Genomic DNA, 19,108 nt, shown 5'->3' on the forward strand with positions numbered 1-19,108 from the left:
CGTACGAAAGCGCCACGGCGGGAGCGGATCCGCCCAGCGGGGCCGGCACGCTGACCGGGTAGGTCCAGGTGAAGTCACCGGTTGAGGTGCCAGCGCTCCAACTTCCCGATGGGGCAAGGGGGGTGGCACTGTACGTGCCGCCGGCCCCGCCCGGAGCCGGAGCGGCGGCGAGGACCATGGGCTGAGCGCCGGCCGAGAGAGCCTGGGGAGCAAGAGCAGCGCCGCTCGTACCCACCGCCGGCGGAGAGATCGCGGCGGGCGGCAGGGCCACATCGGCGACCAGACGGTGGTGCGCGTAGTCGTTGTGGAAGGGGACGGGCTTGGCGGTGCGGCACTGGGCGGCTTGCGGCGTGGTCAGGGAGCAGGCCGGGAGCTGCACCAGTTGGAGCCGGGAGGTGTAGTCACCTCCGTAGGCGTTGGCGAACCCGGCGTACTCCAGACCGACCGAGACCTTGTCGTCCCCCTTGGTGGTGGCCTTGTTCGTCAGCGAGACCAGGACGCCGTCGATGCCGGCTTGCTGAGCCTCGGCGCGTCCTGCGACCGTGACCGACACCTTGTCCGGCGTCTGTCCGGCTCCTGTCGCGACAGGGTGCTTCTGCGTGAGGGATCCCGGGCGCCCCAGCCAGACGGGGGTTCCGATGACCTGAGCGGGGGCGGGCTCCACGGAGGGGGCGGATTTCGGCGAAAGCGCCTGCGGGGCGCCCAGGTTGCCCGCCGCCGGATCTGCCAGCGCGCTCGTGGCCGCGGGCCACATCACGGGAGCCGGGGCGGGGCCGATCTGACTCGGTCCGTGCGCTGCCCGCCGTGACGGAGGTGCCGCCGAGACGCCGTCATGTCCGGAGACGGAGTGCTGCTTGTCGAGCGGCCGCGGTGACCACAGTTTCGGCAGATCGCGCCCTCGGGCCAGGACCGGAGCCCCCGAGAGCACCGTCAGCGTGAGCGCCATACAGGTCACCAGAGCGACTGTATTGCGCCGTGCGCAGGCATGCCGAATCCAGCCAAAAATCAGCGAGAAGCTCCCGCTTTTACTCTTCACTTAAAGCCCCACCCCTGGAAACAAATAGACGGGAAAGCTATCAGCAGACTGCTAATAACCCCGTCAAGCGAGAAGAAAGCATGGGGAAATAATCAGGCATGAAAGGGTAATAAGTCGAGCACAATCAGGCACACAGGGCGGCAGAACACACAGAACAGACACAGTGCCTTCATAGTTGGGTGACCTCTTGCCACGACATGTCGCACTTGCGCGTTTAGGGCTGATAACGGCGGTAGATTCAGCAGGAAAGCATCGCTCCACCGCCGCTCAATCAGCCTGACCTGCTCCCGCCACGAGCCTTCGGACTTCGTGCCAGATATGCTCCGGAAAGCTCGCCAAATACGGCACTGAATTCAGCAATGCACAGGCATGTCAGGAGCAGCATGAGGACCAAGAGCCGATATAGACGCCGAGGCATGGCCTCCGCTTTGAGCGTGGCCCTGAGCTCCGCGTTCATCCCCCTCGCCTTCGGCACAGGGGTCGCGGCTGCGCACGACGTGGCCAACGCAGCCTCCGCCGAGGTCGGTGGGGCCTCCCCGACCGGCGCGCCGGCGGCTCCCGGCCGGGCCGACGCCGTCCTGGCTTCGGCCAAAGCCAGGTCCACCGGTGCCGCCGTCCCCGTGAGTGCGGCCACCACGCCGACGAACACGCTGACGGCCAATCCGGACGGCAGCTTCACCCAGACCCAGAACCTTCTGCCCGTGCGGGTCAACAAGAGCGGCACCTGGGTGCCGGTTGACGCCACCCTCCGGCGCGGCGCCGACGGGACCATCGCCACCGCAGCGACCCCTACCGCCCTGTCCTTCTCCGCCGGAGGCAGTGGCCCCCTCGCCACGATGACCTCCCCGGACGGCAAGCGACTTGCCCTCACCTGGCCCGACCCGCTGCCGACCCCCAGCCTTTCCGGTACCAGCGCGCTCTATTCCGAGGTACTTCCGGGTGTTGATCTCCGCGTCACCGCACAGGGCCAAGGCGGATTCACGCAGGTTCTGGTCGTCAAGTCCCCTGACGCGGCACGCAATCCCAAGCTCGCTTCCCTCCGGCTGCGCACGGCGACGAGCGGTCTCACGCTGACGAACGACAGCACCGGCGCCCTCACCGCCAAGGACAGTTCGGGAAGAGCTGCCTTCTCCGCGCCCACACCGGTCATGTGGGACTCGAGCACCTCCACCCTCGCACCGGCCAAGTCGCAGTCACTGTTCCTGCGGAGTCCAGCCCCAGGTGGTACCAGCGACAGGGCGGCCGCCGGCCCGTCGGCCGGGGCGAAGCAAGCGGACCTGCGGGCCACGGCGGGTGGAGACGGCATCACCCTGACACCGGACCAGAAGATCCTGACCGCTCCCGACACGCGCTTCCCCGTCTACATCGACCCCAACTGGATACCCCGCAACACCGGCAACTCAGCCTGGGGCGGCATCTGGGAGGCTCACAAGTCCGAGCCCTGGGACACCACGAAGTGGGATGACCCCGGCGTCGGCTACCAGGGCTGGCAGGCGGACACGGGTATAGAGCGCGTCTTCTACAAGTTCGACACCTCCTTCTACACCGGCAAGACCATCGGCTCCGCCACGCTGAACATGCTGGAGACCTACTCGGCATCGATCGGCTGCGAGAAGTACGGCGTCAACGTCTACCGCGCCGACTCCTTCAACTCCGGCATCTCGTGGAACACCGCCCCGTCGACGCACGAACAGATCGGCAGCGCGTCCGTCACCGGGACTCGCAACAACGACTGCCCCGGCAACCAGCCGGCGGTCGCGGACATCACCTCCGCCGTCGCCAGTGCCGGCAACAGCCTGTCCGTCGGCGTCTTCGCAGCGGACGAGAGCGACAAGAACGCCTTCAAGCGGTTCTCGACGAACCCGACCCTGACCGTTCAGTACAACTCCGTCCCCAACGTCCCGACCTCGGCCACCACCGTCCCGTCCGCCCAGGCACCGGAGACACCGGACTGCGGCGTGAACGCGCCCTTCGGCTGGGTCGGCTCGACCAACGTCGCCAGCGACGGGATCCACCTGCGGGCCAATATCTCCGACCCCGACGGCAACCAGCAGGTGCGGGGCCAGTTCGCGCTGTGGGACTACGTGAGCGGCGCCGCGATCATCGCCACCGGCGACGCGAACTCCAACACCCCCTGGGTCGGCAACAACACAACGGTCGACAAGGCCGTCGGCGCCCTTGAGGACGGACACACATACGGCTGGAACGTCCGCGCCGACGACGGCATCAACCACTCGGCAACCACCGCCGGCTGCCACTTCCGGATCGACAGGACCCCGCCGAGCCAGCCCGGCGTCACCTCGACCGACTACCCCGCCGCCGGCTCCTCGACCTCGCCCACTCACGTCATGGGCGACGGTTTCCAAGGCCAGTTCACCTTCACGGCGACCGACGACACGAGCGGCGTCGATCACTTCGAGTACGCCTTCAACACCTCGCTCCCGGTCGGCGGTGCCAGCATCGTCCCCGCCACCAACGGCTCGGCCAGCATCAAGCTCGCCCCTGGCCACTGGGGCACCAACTTCCTCGACGTCAGCGCTGTCGACAAGGCCGGCAACCATTCACAGTCGTACGAGTACGCCTTCTACGTCCCCGACAACCTCACGGCCCACGCGGCACCAGGAGACCTGACGGGTGATGGCGTTCCCGACACGGCGATCGTCGACAAGGACGGTCAGATCCGTTTCTATGCGGTCGGAACCGACCCCGCCGTGGGCGTCCCTGTAGCCACCTCGCAGGCTCCCACAGCCGACAAGAACTGGAAGGGCGCCATCCTCGCCCACCGGGGCGCCATGCACGGAGCGGCAAAGGTGGACGACCTCTTCGTCCTCAAGTCCGGCAAGCTCTACATCTATCTCAACCCCGGGCCGGGCAACTTCATCAAAGCACAAGCTACCGCGGTGCCTCGGCCGTCGTGTGACACCACGATCACCGACTGCTCCAGCTACGCGACAGACTGGTCCCAGGCGAGCCAGATCATCGCCGCCGGCAACGTGGACGGCGACAGTGCCCATCACAACGATCTGATGACGGTGGAGGGCGGAAAGCTCTGGCTGTTCCCGGGCAATGGCAGCGGGCGGCTGCTCTCCCCCATCCTGGTCGGGGCCGATGGCTGGAACGACCTGACCGCCGTGGCCCCCGGTGACGTGACGGGAGACGGTCTGCCGGATCTCTGGGCCCGGGACAAGACCACGGGCGCCATGTACCTGTACACGAACCGTCCGGGCGACCCCAAGGGCCTCGGTGACATAACCACCCGCAAACAGATCAGCAGTGGCCTCGTACCTCTCTCCTACCCCGCGCTCACGAGCGACGGTGACAGCGACGGCGATGGCGTTCCGGACCTGCTCGCTGTCAGCTGGGACGGCCGCTTGACCGAATTCCCCGGCCAGAAGGCCACCGACGGCACGGTCACTCTCGGCACACCGACCGATCTCAGCCAGCGCGGTTGGACCACCACCGCACAGTCCATCGAGGGCTCACCCTACCTTCCTGCCAGCCGAAGCGACTTCAACAGCGACGCCCGGCCGGACATGGTTGCCGAGTGGTCCGACGGCACCCTGCACCTCTACGAGGGTGACTCAGGTGGACGACTCGCGTCCGGCCCGCAGCTGTGGGACAAGACGTGGAGCGCCATGAAGCTCATGGCCCCAGGCGACTTCAACGGCGACGGCAATGCCGACCTGGTCGGCGAGTGGTCCGACGGCACGCTCCACCTCTACCTCGGTAACGGACAAGGCGGGCTCGACACCTCGAACGTCACGCAGCTCCCCGAAGGCACCACGTGGGGCACCGTCAAGCAGCTCACCACCGGCGACTTCAACGGCGACGGCAAGACCGACCTGGTTGCCATCTGGGGCGACGGCTCGCTGCACCTGTATACGAACAACGGCACAGGAGGCCTCAACTCCGCCGTCTCCATGTGGCCCGGCAACAGCTGGGGAGGAATGAAGCTCCTCGCCGCGGGCGACTACAACGGCGACACCTTCGCCGACATCCTCGCCGAGTGGGGCGACGGCACCCTCCACCTCTACTTCGGCGACGGACGAGGCGGTCTGACCGACGGTCCCCAGATGATCGGCGGCAACACCTGGTCCTCCGTCCAGCACCTCATAGCCGGTGACTTCTCCGGCGACGGCAAGACCGATGTCGCAGCCGTATGGGGCGATGGGAGTCTCCATCTGTATCCCGGCGACGGAGCCGGCCACTTGAGCGATCCCGTCACCATGTGGCCGGACAGCTCATGGGGGGCCATGAAGCTCGTCAGCTAGCCCGAGCAAGCTCACGCCGGGGTCGGTCGCCGCCGAGGGGTGGTGACCGGTCCCGGCAGGGCTCCATGAGAGGCTCCGCTCCTGGCGCTCGGCCGCCACACCGGACGCTCCACGCGAAACCGGGCTTTGGTCCAGTGGAGTCCGGCCCGCCGGGCCGCCGCAGCGAGCGATACCTGCGGTAACACCTCCGGCCAGCCTCCTTGGGCCAGCACCAGCCGGGCCATGAGAACATAGCCCGCACACAATCTACTCACTGGTATTCCACGCCCTTCGGAAATCCCCGACCAGACGCGTCCCCGCCCCGGACGCTGTGGAGGTTTTTCACCATGTCCCAGCGTCGACTGGCGCCCCGGCTCGCGGCGTTGGACGGGCTCCGGCTCGTCGCCGCCCTGCTGGTGGTCTGCTACCACTACCTCGCGCTGAGCAGGCCCTGGGGACACAATCCGGCGACGATCTTCCCGACGCTGCACCGGTTCGCCGAGTTCGGCTGGCTCGGCGTCGAGATCTTTTTCCTGGTCAGCGGGTTCGTCATCTGCATGAGCGTGTGGGGACGCACACTCGGAGACTTCACCGTCTCACGGGCCTCCCGGCTGTTTCCGGCCTACTGGGTCGCCGTGCCGCTCACCGCTCTGGTGGTGAAGAAATGGCCGGAGGTCAGCTCGATACGGGGCTGGGACGACGTCATCGTCAACCTGACCATGGTCCAGGCCGGGAACAACACCAAGAACGTCGACGACGTGTACTGGACGCTCTTCGTGGAGCTCAAGTTCTACGTCCTGATGGCCATCGTCGTCCTGTGCGGCGTCACCTACCGCAACCTGCTCATCTTCTGCGGCGTGTGGACCGTGGCGGCGGCCCTCGCCCCCAGCCTCGGCACCCCCATGCTCGCGGCATTCGCGATGCCGCAGTACGCCCCGTTCTTCATCGCGGGCATCGCCTTCTACCTGATGCGCCGCTTCGGGTCGAATGCCCTGCTATGGGGCATAGTCCTGTTCCAACTGCTTCTTTCCCAGCGATACATTCACTACCGGATCGCCAGCAACCTCGGCCGCGTCGCCGCCGACCACCTGCCGACCTGGCCGGTACGGCTGATCATCCTCGCCGGGTTCGCGATCGTCGGCGCGATCGCTCTCGGGGCCTTCGACCGGGTCCAGTGGAAGTGGCTCTCCACAGCGGGCGCGGTCACCTACCCGCTCTACCTGATCCACATGTTCATCGGCATGACCCTCATCCACCACTTCCGGAACCGCCTCCCGGCCCCCGTGCTCGTCGTCTCGGTGATCGCGCTCATGATGGCCACCGCCTGGCTCATCCACCGCTTCGTGGAACGCCCCGCGAGCAAGTGGATCCGCGACTCCATGAAGCGCGGCATCGCCGACGTACGCCTCAACACCCCGGCCCGTCGGCCCCGCCTCCATCGAGTCGCCGTACAGCCCTCGCCCCCGCCCGTGGAAGCAGAGGCCCCGTCGTTCGCGCCCAGTAGCGTCGGCACGCCGTAGCGGACGACCGGGGGGCGAAGCCGCCCTCGCCGAGGACATGGAGAGCGGCGCCGTACCGCGCCTGCCCGCCGCCGCCATCATGACCGTCGCACGGTGTCGGAGGCCTCCTGTAGGTTCTTCATCCGCAGTTCACGGCAGCGTGCCGTGGGGGGTTGAGGGGGATTTGATGCGCGTGGGTTCGATACGCCGGGCGGGGATAGCGGTGTCGGTGGCGGCCGTGGTTTTGGGCGCTGCGGGTTGTGGTGGGAGCGGCGCCAAGGTCGGCTCTTCGGCCGTGCCTTCGCAGGCTGCCGCTCGGCCCGGCGCCTCTTCCGGGGGCGTGGTGGAGGCCTTGCAGTCGTCGTGGAAGAAGACGGCCACCGCTCACTCGGCACGGGTCGAGCTGTCCATGGCCTCCGGTGCGGAGGAGGTGGCCGGTACGGGGCGGCTGGCCTGGGACAGTGCTACCACCGCCGAGGTCACGCTGAAGTTCACCCGGGGCGTCACCGCCCAGCGGATGGGAAAGCTCGGCATCGACGGAATCCAGGCCCGGTATCTCCCGGACGGGTTTGCCATGAACATGGGCCCGCAGTTCGCCGCGCACATGGACGGCAAGCACTGGATCTGGTACGGGTACGCGGCCCTGGCCAAGCAGAGCCCCTACGGTGCGTTCAAGTCGGACCAGATGCAGACCTCCACGCCCGAGAAGACGGTGCAGACACTGCTGGCCTCCCCCGATGTGCACCGGGTGGGAGACGAGACCGTCCGCGGCGTGGCGGCCACGCACTACAGCGGCACCGTCGACATCGCCAAGTGGGCTGCCGGGACGACCCACTTGGACCGGAAGACCCTGGACGGCCTCAAGGCGCAGCTCGAGAAGAGCGGCGTCACGACCGAGTCCATCGACCTCTGGGTCGGCAAGGACGGGCTGCCCGTCAAGAAGACCGAGCGCACCCGCACCGCACAAGGTGAGAAGACGGGCACCGCGTACTTCCTCGACTACGGCCTGCCCGTCGACGTGAAGGCCCCGGCCGCCTCGGACACGGTCGACTTCGCCTCCCTCAAGAAGCAGGCTCCCGCTCAGACCTGAGCCGTGCCAACGCCGCCTGCGGGAGCAGGCCGTCAGGAGGAGACGAGATCGGCCCACTGTCCGGCGAGGTCGGGGCCGGGCTGGGGGATGGGGCCGAAGTCGTCGAGCTGGCCGATGTCGAGGTCCTCGACGGCGCCCTTGACCGCGGTCTCCCGTACGGCGTGACGGGCCCTGGGCAGCTCGTAGTGCACCGTGACGGCCATCGGGACCTGCGTGCCCGCGACGACCTCGTGCGGTACGGGCATGTACTGGCACGGTTCCCTTTCCAGCTCGGCCAGTTGGCGGGCCCAGTACTGGGCGTCGCGGAGTTCGCCCCGGCGCAGGTGCAGCAGGTAGAGGCACAGGGCGCTGGTGGCGTTGCCCGCCCCCGCGGCGAACTGCCACCAGAACTGGGCGCCTTCCTCCCGGTCGGCCAGGACCAGCAGGCAGGCGAAGGCCAGCGCGCCGCCCGGGTCGCGCACGGTGTCGAAGCGGGCGATGCGCTGGGCCGCGTCGTCGTCGTGGATGATGCTCTGGCTGAGCGTACGAAGGTCGCGGGCCGCACGTTCGTGCAGAGCCGTCGGCCCGCATCCGGCGCGGGCCTGGCCCCCGCCCGGTCCGGCCACCAGCCGCAGCCAGCGGAACTCCCCCAGTTCCTGGGTGATCCGGCGCCGGGACGCCTCCAGCTCGTCGCTGGTGTACTCGCCCTCGAAGACGCGTGCCCGGGCCAGGACGTCCTCGATGCCGCGCGGTGCGCGCATCTGTCCATCACTCCTCATCGTCGCTGTCCTCGTCGACGTCAAGCCCGAGCTCGGCGGCGAGCCGGCGCTTGGCCGTGCGGCGGGTGGAACGGACCGTCGCCTCGCGGATGCCCATGACCAGAGCGGTGGTCCTGGTGTCGAAGCCCAGGGCGAACTGCAGGACGATCACATCGAACTGGCGCTCCGGCAGCCGTGCCATCGCACCGAACAGGCCCAGGGTTTCCTCCAGTTCCGTGATCTGCTCACGAAACTGCGCGCGGAAACTGTCCAGAATCGGATCGGTGGCCGCACGGACCGCGCGGGCGAAGGCCATGGTCTCCGCCGCGGCCGGATCGCGGCCCTTGATCGCCAGCTCGGCCCAGACCCGCTCCTTCAGCAGCGCCCAGGCGTAGGAGCCGACGCTGGCCTGTTCGGTGACCGTGCCCCAGACGACGGCGAGGTAGATGAACGTCCCGTCCACCAGATCGCGAGCGGCGTCGTCGTCTCCCAGCTGGATGCGGGCGTATTCGAGGTAAGGCGGGTGGTACTGCCGGTGGAAGGCCCAGAACGCGGGCGGCATGGTGTCGCTCGGCTCGCGTGTCGCGTGCTCGGCGGGATCGCTGGGCGGCTCGGTCATCGGCCCCCCTCGTCCGGAGCGGTCGTGCCGGGGCGGCCTGCAGGCGCCCGCCGTTCGATCAGAGTTGCTGCTCCGACGTGGACGCCTGCTCCGAGCAGACTCCGTAGCAGCGGCCGCGCGTCCACACGCGCCGCGGCCGCCGAGGCCGGCGGAGAGCCGGCAACGTCGTAGTTCACGATGGTCCGAGATCCTTTGCAGTCGATCAGCACGGAGCCGTAGTGCCATCCCCGCGGAACCAGCTGTGCCTGGAGCGGCGTTGCTCCTGAGAACAGATAAGCGGGTGGGGCCCACGAATCGTGCAGAGCTCCTGACCACCACTTTGTAACGGAAGGTAACTTTCCGCTTACCGCAAAGGCGTGTACGTGTTCGCACTGCCCGAGTGTCCGGTCGCAGCACCTCGGCGTGGCCCTCGCGTCGCCACCGACGACCTGCGCGGCTCCTGAGGAAGGGAAACGCTCAACTATCGTTTGCGCAAACGGAGTTCGGGCCACGCGGGACCATTCATGTGACGCACATCACTGCCTGCCAAGGGTGGCTGCTACAGCCAGCTCGCGCGCACACTGGTGGCCGCGTCCGAGCCTGCGGCTCCCGGCGGGCGGCCGAGCTCCCCGGACCACACGCGCTTCAGCAGCCCACGGACGGTATTTGCGATTTCAGGCGCCGCATCGCGCAGAGCGCGCACGTCCGCCGCCGGGACCTCGGCCGGGGAGATGCCCGACTCCTTCAACAGGCCGGATACATCGGTCAGTTGACGCGTCAACCACGACAGCGGATCCCTGGACAGCTCCTCGACGAAGACCCGGGGGCCGGGGTCCCAGCCGGTGAAGCCCGGGTGGTGGTGGGCTCGGTCCAGGGCGTTCGGGGCGGCGTTCACGTCCTGGAGGAGGTCCACCCGCCACAGCGGGCGGCCGATGGAGATGGGCCGCGCGGCGTAGATGGATCCGGTCAACTCGCCACTCTCGAAGGTCCGCAGCTCAAGGCGCACCCCGTGCTCGGGAGTCGCCTGTCCTGGCAGCGGGTCCGGGTCGACGAAGTAGAGGTCGCCGACCACCACGCCGACCCGCTCGAAGCCAAACGCGTACAACACGGCAACCTCCTGGGACTCCGCGGAAGGTGCGGTCGCTACGGTGCAGAGCCTACGGAACTCCGGCCCTCGGCTGAACCACCGTCAACCGGCCAGCGCCTCAAGGGAGTTGTGCGGGGTCGAGATGCCGGCGCATCCGGTCGCCCTTGGACGGGTCGCGGTTCAGCCCTTGGCGGCTTGGCCTGCGGCATGGACGACATGGCCGTAGCAGCCCTCGGGTTGCTGCGCCAGGAGCGGGGGGACCTGCCGGGTCACCCCGACGACCGCCTCGGAACGGGTGGTCGTGTCGTGGGCCTCCTTGTCGGCCCACAACTGCGTCAGCCACACCGTGTCGGGGTCGTCGAGAGCAGCGTTGACGGTGTACGCGAGCAGCCCACCGTTCTCGCCCGCGGCGCGGAATCCGTCGAGCAGCAGGGCGATCAGGTCGTCGCGCCGGCCGGGCAGTGCGGTCATGCGCCCATACACACTGAACATGCTGTCACTGGACACGCGCGCTCCATCCTTCGCTTGATCCGTCGGCCTTCGAGCAACCGCCTTCCGGTGCCGGAGGGAGGCGAGGGCTACGGTCTCACCCGATGATCCGCGCCTCAAGCTCCGGTTTCCCGGACCTGGCCCGCGCCGGACCGCGGCTCCGGCCGGCGTCGCTTTCCGGCCATCTTCAGACCCGGCCGAGCACCGGCCACAGAGCCGGGTCCTCGAAGCCGAGCGCCCAGATGCCGGTGTTGCGGACGCCGTAGCGGCGCAGTACCGGCAGGTCGGCGGTGACGCCGGTCGCGTCCTGGTACCAGACCTCGCGGACGTCCTCGCCCTCCTCGTACGAGAAGTGGGGCGTCTGGGAATCCACGTCGAGGTGGTAGGGGATGCCCTTCGCGGCGCGCAGCGCCTCGGCCTCGTGCCAGGTGACGTGGCGGGTCTTCCCCCCGGGCACCCAGTCCCAGCCGTAGGCGGGCAGGCACATCTCCAGCTTGTCGGCGGGGACGAGGGCGGTGGCCCGGCCGAGGACGTCGTCGTACCACTGCGGGCTGGCCAGCGGGCCGGGGCTGCCGCCCTGCCAGTGGAGGTCGTACCCCATGACGCGGACCCGGTCGGCGGCTCGGCCGAGCGCGGCGTAGTCCCAGATCCGGCCGGTGGTCGAGGTCTGCGGGGACACGGTGAGCACGCACTGCTTGCCCAGGGCGTGCAGCCGTCCGCACAGTTCCCCGGCGAAGGCCGCGTAGGCGGCGCGCACCGTGGGGTAGTCGGCGTCGCCGGTCGGGGCGATGGACTCGTAGTCGATGTCGATCCCGTCGTACGAGCGGCTGCGTACGACCCGGAGCAGCGTCTCGACGTGGGCGGTGCGCAGCGCGGGGTCCGTGAGGATCGCGGCAAGGCCGCCGGGCTTCATGGTCTCCATGACGGTCGGCACGACCTTGATGCCCGCCTGGTGCAGGCCGTCGATGACGCGGGTCTCGCCCGCGCCCGGGTGGCCGTCGACACGGTCGGCCGTGATCGCCTGGTACCAGAACGGGCTGACGGTGTGGAGTTGGGCGGCGTGCCGCAGCGCGTCGGCGTACCCGGCCTCCTGGTCCCAGTACGGGAGCCAGCCGGAGACCGTGCGCGGGGGCGGCTCGTCGGCCGATGCCCGCGTCGGTACGAGGGCGGTGAGCAGCGCGGTGACGGCGCACAGCAGGGCGAGGCGCAGGCGTGCGCCGGAGCGAAGGGCCATGGGCCCGAGCCTGCGGGCCGCTCGGCCGACCCGCTCTGCGGATTGGGCCGTACAGGCCCTACGGTGTCCGGATGACTGCGTACCTCGACGACCACACCGACCGTCCCCCGCTGCCCGGCCAGAGCGGGCCGACCGCCACCACCGAGGCCGATCCGCAGGGCGTGGGGGCGGTCCGGATGGACTACGCGCCCGACCGGGACGGCGATCCCGACCCGGGTGAAATCGTCTGGACGTGGGTGCCGTTCGAGGAGAACGACGGGCGCGGCAAGGACCGGCCGGTGCTCGTGGTGGCCCGCGAGGCGGGCGGCACGCTGCTCGCGGTGCAGTTGTCCAGCAAGCGGCACGACCACGATCGCGAATGGGTGCCGATCGGTGTCGGCCCCTGGGACCGGGAGGGACGCGAGTCCTGGGTCGACCTCGACCGGGTGCTGCGGCTGCACGAGCGGGGCATGCGGCGCGAGGCCTGCGCCCTGGACCTGCCCCGGTTCACCCTGGTCGCGGACCGGTTGCGCGAGCGGTACGGCTGGCGCTGAGCCGTCGCCGGCCGGCGGCACTCCGCCTTCGGGGGCGGTCGGCGCCGCCCCCGCCGGAAGCTCCCGCGGGGTTACGGCGTGAACGCCGCCTCGAAGGCGCGCAGGGTGCTCTGTTCGCGGGTGCGGTCCAGGACGGCGAAGACCACCTCGTCGAAGTGGCCCGCGAACCGGCCCTCCCCCGTGAGGTGGTCGCGGAAGGCCGCGGCCACCCGGGCCGGGTCGTTGCGGAACACGCCGCAGCCCCAGGCCCCGAGGACCAGGCGCCGGTAGCCGTGCAGGACCGCCGTCTCCAGGACCCGGCCGGCGCGGGCGTCGAGCACCGGCCCGACGCGGTGCGCCGCTTCGGGCGTGCGGCGTGCGATCACCCCGGCGTTCGGGGCGGGCGAGGTGAGGAAGCCCGCGAGGTAGGGGGTGTCCAGGAGGCGGCCGCGGTCGTCGCGGAAGACCGGGACGCCGGGCGAGTGGATGACCCGGTCGGTGTAGAAGACGTCCCGGTCCGCGCGGTGCCGGGCGTAGATGTCCGGGGCGCGCAGCAGTGTCGCGTACAGCGCGGAGGAGCGGCAGAGCGCCTCCTCCTGCGCCTGGGCTCCGTTGAGGAAGCCGCCGCCGGGGTTGCGGGCGGAGGCGAAGGTGAGGACGGCGACCCGCTCCGGCGACTCCCCCACCATCCGCCGTGCCGCGTCCAGGCTGCTCTCCCCGGTGACCTCGATGCGGGTCGCGCGGTCCCGGTCCGGGGTGACGGCGAGGGGCTCCGGGCCGTGCAGGGTGGTGCCCGCGAGGGCGGCGGCCAGCGGTGCGGCGATCGACACGGCACGGCCGTTCTCACTCTCGTAGCGGCCGGTGTCGGTGATCTCCACCGTGTGGCGGGCGATGCCGCGCAGACGTGCACTCATGACGGGCATCGTGAACGTCCGTGGAAGTTTGTCGCAATCGAATATCCGTCCGGGCGGGCGCTCTTGTGCGAAGCCGCGACGGAGACTTAGGTAGGACGGCATGTGTATCCGGCCCCCGGGAAGGCGAGCATCCGCCCATGACCGCACGTGAGTTGACCGAAGCAGAGGCCGAGGACCTGCTTCGATGTATCTGCTTCAAGACGGGCCCGCCACGCACCGTCGGCGTGGAGCTGGAATGGCTCGTCCACGATCTGCACCACCCCCGGATTCCCGTCCGGCACGAGCGTCTGGAAGCCGCCTACGCCGCCTTACGCACCCTGCCGCTGCGGTCGCCGCTCACCGTCGAACCCGGCGGCCAGCTTGAGCTCAGCTCGCTGCCCGCCGCATCCCTCATGGAGTGCGTCTCCACCGTCTCCGCCGACCTGACGGCGGTCCGCGCCGCCCTCGGGGAGCGCGGTCTCGCACTCGTCGGCCTCGGCCAGGACCCCTGGCACCCGCCGCGCCGCATGCTGCGCGAGGCGCGGTACGACGCCATGGAGGCCCACCTCGACCGCACCGGACCGGCCGGTCGGGCCATGATGTGCTCCTCGGCCTCCGTACAGGTCTGCCTCGACGCCGGGTACGAGGAGCCCGGCCCGCTCGGCTTCGGAAGGCGCTGGCTGCTGGCGCATCTCCTGGGCGCCGTCCTGGTCGCCGCGTTCGCCAACTCCCCTCTGCGGGAGGACGAGTTGACCGGGTGGCGCTCCACCCGGCAGGCCAACTGGAGCGACATCGACCCGGTGTGCGCGCTGGCCCCGCCGCTCGACGCCCCGCCGCGCACCGCCTGGGCCGCACACGTCCTGGACGCCCCGGTCATGTGCGTACGGGCCGAAGAGGGGCCCTGGTCGGCGCCGCCGGGTCTCACCTTCCGGCAGTGGCTGCGCACCGGGGCGCCACGGCCGCCGACCCGCACCGACCTCGACTACCACCTCACCACCCTGTTCCCCCCGGTGCGGCCGCGCGGACACCTGGAGCTGCGCATGATCGACGCGCAGCCCGGGGACGACGGGTGGACCGTGCCGCTCGCCGTGACCAGCGCGCTCTTCGACGACCCGGAGGCCGCCGAGATCGCCTACCGGACCGTCAAGCCCCTCGCGGAGCGCGCCGGTTCGCTGCCCGCGCCGCGCAACCCGCTCTGGCGTGCGGCGGCCCACGACGGGCTCGCCGACCCCGAGCTGCGCGAGGCGGCCACGGCCTGCTTCGCGGCGGCGCTCGACGCGCTCCCCCGGCTCGGCGCCACCCCGGAACTCCAAGACCGGGTCGCCGCCTTCACCGACCGCTATGTCGCACGGGGCCGATGTCCGGCCGACGACACACCCTCACTCGCCGCACCGAAGGACATCCGCATATGACCGACCCGGAGCTGCTCAGGGCCCGCGCCCTGACAGCGCTCACCGCTGCGCGCGCCCGCACCGGCGCGCTGACCTCCAGCGTCGACGACCGCGAACTGACCGCCCAGCACTCACCGTTGATGTCCCCGCTGGTCTGGGACCTCGCTCACATCGGCAACCAGGAGGAACAGTGGCTGCTGCGGGCGGTCGCCGGGCAGGACGCGATCCGGCCCGAGATCGACTCGCTGTACGACGCCTTCGAGCACCCCCGCGCCACGCGCCCCACCCTTCCGCTGCTCGCTCCCGCCGAGGCCCGCCGGTACGCCGCCGACGTGCGGGGCCGGGCCCTCGACGTCCTGGAGCGCACCCCGCTGCGCGGCGGCCCGCTGACGGACGCCGCGTTCGCCTTCGGGATGATCGCCCAGCACGAGCAGCAGCACGACGAGACCATGCTGATCACCCATCAGCTGCGCCGGGGGCCCGCCGCGCTCTCCGCGCCCGAGCCGCCGCCCGGCGGCACGGACGGCCTGCCCGCCGAAGTCCTCGTCCCCAGCGGCCCGTTCACCATGGGCACCTCCACCGAGCCTTGGGCGCTGGACAACGAACGCCCCGCCCACCACCGCATCGTGCCCGCGTTCCACCTGGACACCACGCCGGTGACATGCGGGGCCTACCTCCGCTTCATCGAGGACGGCGGGTACCGCGAGGAGCGCTGGTGGGAGCCCGCGGGCTGGGCCATGGTCCGCGAACACGACCTGACCGCGCCGCTGTTCTGGCGGCGCGAGGGCGGCCAGTGGCTGCGCAGGCGGTTCGGCGTGACCGAACCCGTGCCGACCGACGAGCCGGTCCTGCACGTCAGTTGGTACGAGGCCGACGCCTATGCCCGCTGGGCCGGGCGGCGGCTGCCGACCGAGGCCGAATGGGAGAAGGCGGCCCGGCACGACCCGGCCTCGGGCCGCTCGCGCCGCTACCCCTGGGGGGACGCCGAGCCCACCGGGGCCCATGCCAACCTCGGCCAGCGACACCTGCGCCCGGCGCCCGCCGGTGCCTACGAAGCGGGCCAGTCGCCTTTGGGCATACGCCAGTTGATCGGCGACGTCTGGGAGTGGACGTCGAGCGACTTCCTGCCCTACCCCGGCTTCGTGGCCTTCCCCTACCGCGAGTACTCGGAGGTCTTCTTCGGGCCGGGGCACAAGGTGCTGCGCGGCGGCGCCTTCTCGGTGGACCAGGTGGCCTGCCGGGGCACCTTCCGCAACTGGGACCTGCCGGTGCGCCGCCAGATCTTCGCGGGCTTCCGCACCGCGCGGGACGCGTACTGATGTGCCGTCACATCGCTTACAGCGGGCCACCGTTGAGCCTCCGGCAGCTCCTCGTGACGCCCCCCAACGGGCTGTACCAGCAGTCCTGGGCGCCGCGTCGCCAGCGCCACGGCACGGTCAACGCCGACGGGTTCGGCGTCGGCTGGTACGCGGACGGCGATCCCGTGCCCGCCCGCTACCGGCGCACAGGGCCGATCTGGGCCGACCCCAACTTCACCGACCTGGCCCGGGTGGTGCGCGCCCAGACACTGCTGGCGGCGGTCAGGGACGCCACCGAGGCGGGCGCGGACGGCGAGGCGGCGGCCGCGCCGTTCGCCGCCGGGCGCTGGCTGTTCAGCCACAACGGCGCCGTGCGGGGCTGGCCGCGCACGGCGGCACCGCTCGCCGCCGAGCTGCCCGCCGAGGCCCTGCTCGGCCTGGAGGCGCGCTGCGACGCGGCGTTCGTCTGGGCGCTGGTCCTGCACCGGCTGACCAGCGGCGACGAGGCGGGCCAGGCGATGGCCGACACGGTCACCGAACTCGCCGCCGCGGCCCCCGGCTCCCGGCTGAACCTGCTGCTCACCGACGGCGAGACGATCACCGCGACCGCCTGGGGGGACACCCTCTGGTACCTCCACGCCCCCGGCCGCTCCACCGTCGTGGCCTCCGAGCCGTACGACGACGACCCCTACTGGCGCGAGGTGCCCGACCGCACCCTGCTCGCCGCCAGCCGCACCGATGTCCTGCTCACCCCCCTCAAGGAGCCCCAGTAGTGCGCCCGTTCCAGCTGACCCGCACCCTGCCCGAGGACGCCACCGGGGCCGCACTGCGCGCCGATGTGCTGCACGGGCTCACCCGGACCCCCAAGACGCTGCCGCCCAAGTGGTTCTACGACGCGCGCGGCAGCGAGCTGTTCGAGGAGATCACCCGGCTTCCCGACTACTACCCCACCCGGGCCGAGCGGGAGATCCTCACCGACCGCGCCGCCGAGATAGCCGCCGCGACCGGCGCGCACACCCTGGTCGAACTAGGCTCGGGATCCTCCGAGAAGACCCGGCTGCTGCTGGACGCCCTGCCCGCGCCCCTCACCTACCTTCCGGTCGACGTCAGCGAGAGCGCGCTGGCCGGGGCGGCCGAGGGACTGCTCGCCGAACGGCCGGACCTCCGCGTCCACGCGCTGATCGCGGACTTCACCCAGGTCCTCGAACTGCCAAAGGCGCCGGGCCCCCGGCTCGTCGCGTTCCTCGGCGGCACGATCGGCAATCTGCTGCCCGCCGAGCGTGCCGAATTCCTCGGCTCCGTAAGGAAGTTGATGGCTCCCGGCGACTCGCTCCTGATCGGGACCGATCTCGTGAAGGAGGAGGAGGTCCTGGTCCGCGCCTACGACGATCCGACGGGCGTGACGGCCGCCTTCAACAAGAACGTGCTCAGCGTCATCGACCGCGAACTGGGCGGCGACTTCGATCCGGACGACTTCACCCATGTCGCGCTGTGGAACCGCGAGGAGGAGTGGATCGAGATGCGGCTGCGGGCCCGCCGCGACGTGACCGTCAAGATCCCCGAACTGGATCTCGTGGTCGCCTTCACGGCGGGCGAGGAGATGCGCACCGAGGTGTCGGCGAAGTTCCGCGAGGAGGGCGTGCGGGCCGAGCTGAGTGCGGCCGGGTTCGTGCCGGCCCGCTGGTGGACCGACGCCGCCGGACGCTTCGCGCTCTCGCTGGCCACAGCGGGCTGAGCGGCCGGTCCGGCCCGCGCCGCCCGCGGCGCGGGCCGGACCGGAGGCGGACGGTCAGTGACCTCCGGGCACGGCGTCCAGGACGAAGACGGGGATCTCCCGGTCCGTCTTCTCCTGGTATTCCGCGTAGTCGGGGAAGGCCTCGACGGCCCGCTCCCACCACTGCGCCTTCTCCTCGCCGGTCACCTCACGGGCGACCATGTCCCGGCGGACCGTGCCGTCCTGGAGCTCGACCCTGGGGTCGGCCACCACGTTGTAGTACCAGACGGGGTTCTTGGGCGCTCCGCCCAGCGAGGCGACCGCCGCGTACCGGCCCTCGTGCTCGACCCGCATCAGGGGCGACTTGCGCAGCTTGCCGCTCTTGGCGCCGCGCGTCGTCAGCAGGATCACCGGCATCCCGCGCATCGTCATGCCCTCGGTGCCGCCGGATCGCTCGATCAGTTCGACCTGCTCGCGCACCCACTGGGTGGGGCTCGGCTCGTACTCGCCGTCGAGAGGCATGCTGGGTCCTTTCGTCAGGGAACCTGCGGACCGGTGCTTCGGCCGTCCCCGGCACAACACCGGTGACCGCCCCCATCTTCCCCGCGGCGCCCGGCTTCCGCGCCGCGCAGCGCCGCCGTACGGGCGGGGACAGGCCGGATCGGAGCGTACGGGCAGGAAGGCCGGATCCGGACGCTTGTTCGTGCCGGGTGCGGGCAGCCCGACCCGTGCGCTGCCGCGCTCAGGACGATCACCCGCCGCATCCCACCGAGGACGTGCCACCATGGCGACTCCATCCGCTTCCCGGACCACCCCCAAGGAGCCACAGAACGCTCCGCTCCGCGCCCGTTCGGCCTGGGCGGGGGTGCTCATCGGCGTCGGCATCGCCGCGTTCGTCGACGAGACGGTCTTCCACCAGCTGCTGCACTGGCACCACTTCTACGACCGCTCGACGCCGGACATCGGCCTGGTGTCCGACGGCCTCTTCCACGCCTTCGGCTGGTTCGCCGTGGTCATCGGCCTGTTCATGGTCGCCGACCTGCGCCACCGGGCGGCCCTCGTGGGACGCGTGCTCGCCGGTGGCATCCTGACGGGCGCCGGGGCGTTCCAGCTGTACGACGGCACGGTCCAGCACAAGCTGATGGGGCTGCACCAGATCAGGTACCACGTGGACCTCACCTGGTACGACCTGACGTGGAACGTCCTAGCCGTCCTGTTCCTCATCGCCGGGGCCCTGCTGCTGCGCGGCGCCCGGAGCGCCAACCACCGCTGATGGTGAC

At 70.5% G+C, this 19,108-nt stretch carries 16 protein-coding genes and 1 pseudogene; 9 read left to right on the plus strand and 8 right to left on the minus strand.

The genetic code is table 11. From position 1 onward, the window contains the following. Nucleotides 1-946 (minus strand): annotated as a pseudogene (locus DT019_RS26115) (hypothetical protein); the annotation flags it as partial. A 506-nt stretch (nucleotides 947-1,452) separates the two neighbouring features. On the opposite strand from DT019_RS26115, the gene DT019_RS26120 reads away from it, so the two are divergent. The 3 genes from DT019_RS26120 to DT019_RS26130 all read left to right on the plus strand — a co-directional run bounded on the left by DT019_RS26120 (nucleotide 1,453) and on the right by DT019_RS26130 (nucleotide 7,875). Further along, a complete protein-coding gene (locus tag DT019_RS26120) occupies nucleotides 1,453-5,307 on the plus strand; it encodes an FG-GAP-like repeat-containing protein (RefSeq protein ID WP_189389935.1) in 3,855 nt (1,284 codons plus the stop codon). Between the two features lie 326 nt (nucleotides 5,308-5,633). Then, on the plus strand, nucleotides 5,634-6,806 hold the full coding sequence (locus DT019_RS26125) for an acyltransferase family protein (RefSeq protein ID WP_114039370.1): 1,173 nt from the start codon (nucleotides 5,634-5,636) through the stop codon (nucleotides 6,804-6,806). Nucleotides 6,807-7,137: 331 nt separating this feature from the next. After that, nucleotides 7,138-7,875 carry a hypothetical protein gene (locus tag DT019_RS26130; protein ID WP_114039371.1) on the plus strand — a complete coding sequence of 246 codons (738 nt, stop codon included), beginning with the start codon at nucleotides 7,138-7,140 and terminating at the stop codon, nucleotides 7,873-7,875. 32 nt (nucleotides 7,876-7,907) lie between these two features. On the opposite strand, the gene DT019_RS26135 is transcribed toward DT019_RS26130, so the two are convergent. The 5 genes from DT019_RS26135 to DT019_RS26155 all read right to left on the minus strand — a co-directional run bounded on the left by DT019_RS26135 (nucleotide 7,908) and on the right by DT019_RS26155 (nucleotide 12,020). Further along, complete coding sequence (locus DT019_RS26135; RefSeq protein WP_114039372.1) at nucleotides 7,908-8,615, minus strand: hypothetical protein; 708 nt, start codon at nucleotides 8,613-8,615, stop codon at nucleotides 7,908-7,910. Between the two features lie 7 nt (nucleotides 8,616-8,622). Then, complete coding sequence (locus tag DT019_RS26140) at nucleotides 8,623-9,231, minus strand: RNA polymerase sigma factor (RefSeq protein WP_223279760.1); 609 nt, start codon at nucleotides 9,229-9,231, stop codon at nucleotides 8,623-8,625. 538 nt (nucleotides 9,232-9,769) lie between these two features. Then, nucleotides 9,770-10,318 (minus strand): hypothetical protein, encoded by a 549-nt coding sequence (locus DT019_RS26145; RefSeq protein WP_114039373.1) that lies wholly within the window; start codon nucleotides 10,316-10,318, stop codon nucleotides 9,770-9,772. A gap of 159 nt (nucleotides 10,319-10,477) precedes the next feature. Then, entirely contained in the window at nucleotides 10,478-10,804 is a 327-nt protein-coding gene (locus DT019_RS26150) for a putative quinol monooxygenase (RefSeq protein WP_114039374.1), read from the minus strand. Nucleotides 10,805-10,973: 169 nt separating this feature from the next. After that, a complete protein-coding gene (locus DT019_RS26155; RefSeq protein WP_114039375.1) occupies nucleotides 10,974-12,020 on the minus strand; it encodes a glycosyl hydrolase family 18 protein in 1,047 nt (348 codons plus the stop codon). Between the two features lie 71 nt (nucleotides 12,021-12,091). Here DT019_RS26155 and DT019_RS26160 point away from each other — a divergent pair, with 71 nt between their 5' ends. After that, nucleotides 12,092-12,553, plus strand: a complete 462-nt coding sequence (locus tag DT019_RS26160; RefSeq protein WP_114039376.1) for a type II toxin-antitoxin system PemK/MazF family toxin — start codon at nucleotides 12,092-12,094, stop codon at nucleotides 12,551-12,553. A 71-nt stretch (nucleotides 12,554-12,624) separates the two neighbouring features. Here DT019_RS26160 and DT019_RS26165 read toward each other — a convergent pair whose 3' ends face one another. Beyond that, nucleotides 12,625-13,446 (minus strand): TIGR02452 family protein, encoded by an 822-nt coding sequence (locus DT019_RS26165; protein WP_114039523.1) that lies wholly within the window; start codon nucleotides 13,444-13,446, stop codon nucleotides 12,625-12,627. Nucleotides 13,447-13,583: 137 nt separating this feature from the next. Between DT019_RS26165 and egtA the strand changes: the two genes are divergently transcribed. The 4 genes from egtA to egtD are packed head-to-tail and all read left to right on the plus strand — an operon-like array spanning nucleotide 13,584 to nucleotide 17,849. Beyond that, nucleotides 13,584-14,837 (plus strand): ergothioneine biosynthesis glutamate--cysteine ligase EgtA, encoded by a 1,254-nt coding sequence (gene egtA / locus DT019_RS26170; RefSeq protein WP_114039377.1) that lies wholly within the window; start codon nucleotides 13,584-13,586, stop codon nucleotides 14,835-14,837. After that, nucleotides 14,834-16,135, plus strand: coding sequence for an ergothioneine biosynthesis protein EgtB (gene egtB / locus DT019_RS26175; protein WP_114039378.1), 1,302 nt, complete (start codon nucleotides 14,834-14,836; stop codon nucleotides 16,133-16,135). The genes egtA and egtB overlap by 4 nt, the downstream gene beginning before the upstream one ends. Then, on the plus strand, nucleotides 16,135-16,887 hold the full coding sequence (gene egtC / locus DT019_RS26180; protein ID WP_114039379.1) for an ergothioneine biosynthesis protein EgtC: 753 nt from the start codon (nucleotides 16,135-16,137) through the stop codon (nucleotides 16,885-16,887). The genes egtB and egtC overlap by 1 nt, the downstream gene beginning before the upstream one ends. Further along, a complete protein-coding gene (egtD, locus tag DT019_RS26185) occupies nucleotides 16,887-17,849 on the plus strand; it encodes an L-histidine N(alpha)-methyltransferase (RefSeq protein WP_114039380.1) in 963 nt (320 codons plus the stop codon). Before egtC ends, egtD begins: the two co-directional genes overlap by 1 nt. Before the next feature lie 54 nt (nucleotides 17,850-17,903). Here egtD and DT019_RS26190 read toward each other — a convergent pair whose 3' ends face one another. Beyond that, nucleotides 17,904-18,350 (minus strand): nitroreductase family deazaflavin-dependent oxidoreductase, encoded by a 447-nt coding sequence (locus DT019_RS26190; protein ID WP_114039381.1) that lies wholly within the window; start codon nucleotides 18,348-18,350, stop codon nucleotides 17,904-17,906. Between the two features lie 262 nt (nucleotides 18,351-18,612). On the opposite strand from DT019_RS26190, the gene DT019_RS26195 reads away from it, so the two are divergent. Beyond that, a complete protein-coding gene (locus DT019_RS26195; RefSeq protein WP_114039382.1) occupies nucleotides 18,613-19,101 on the plus strand; it encodes a DUF2243 domain-containing protein in 489 nt (162 codons plus the stop codon). Nucleotides 19,102-19,108 lie beyond the last annotated feature (7 nt).

Source organism: Streptomyces sp. SDr-06 (assembly GCF_003324565.1).
GTDB lineage: Bacteria > Actinomycetota > Actinomycetes > Streptomycetales > Streptomycetaceae > Streptomyces.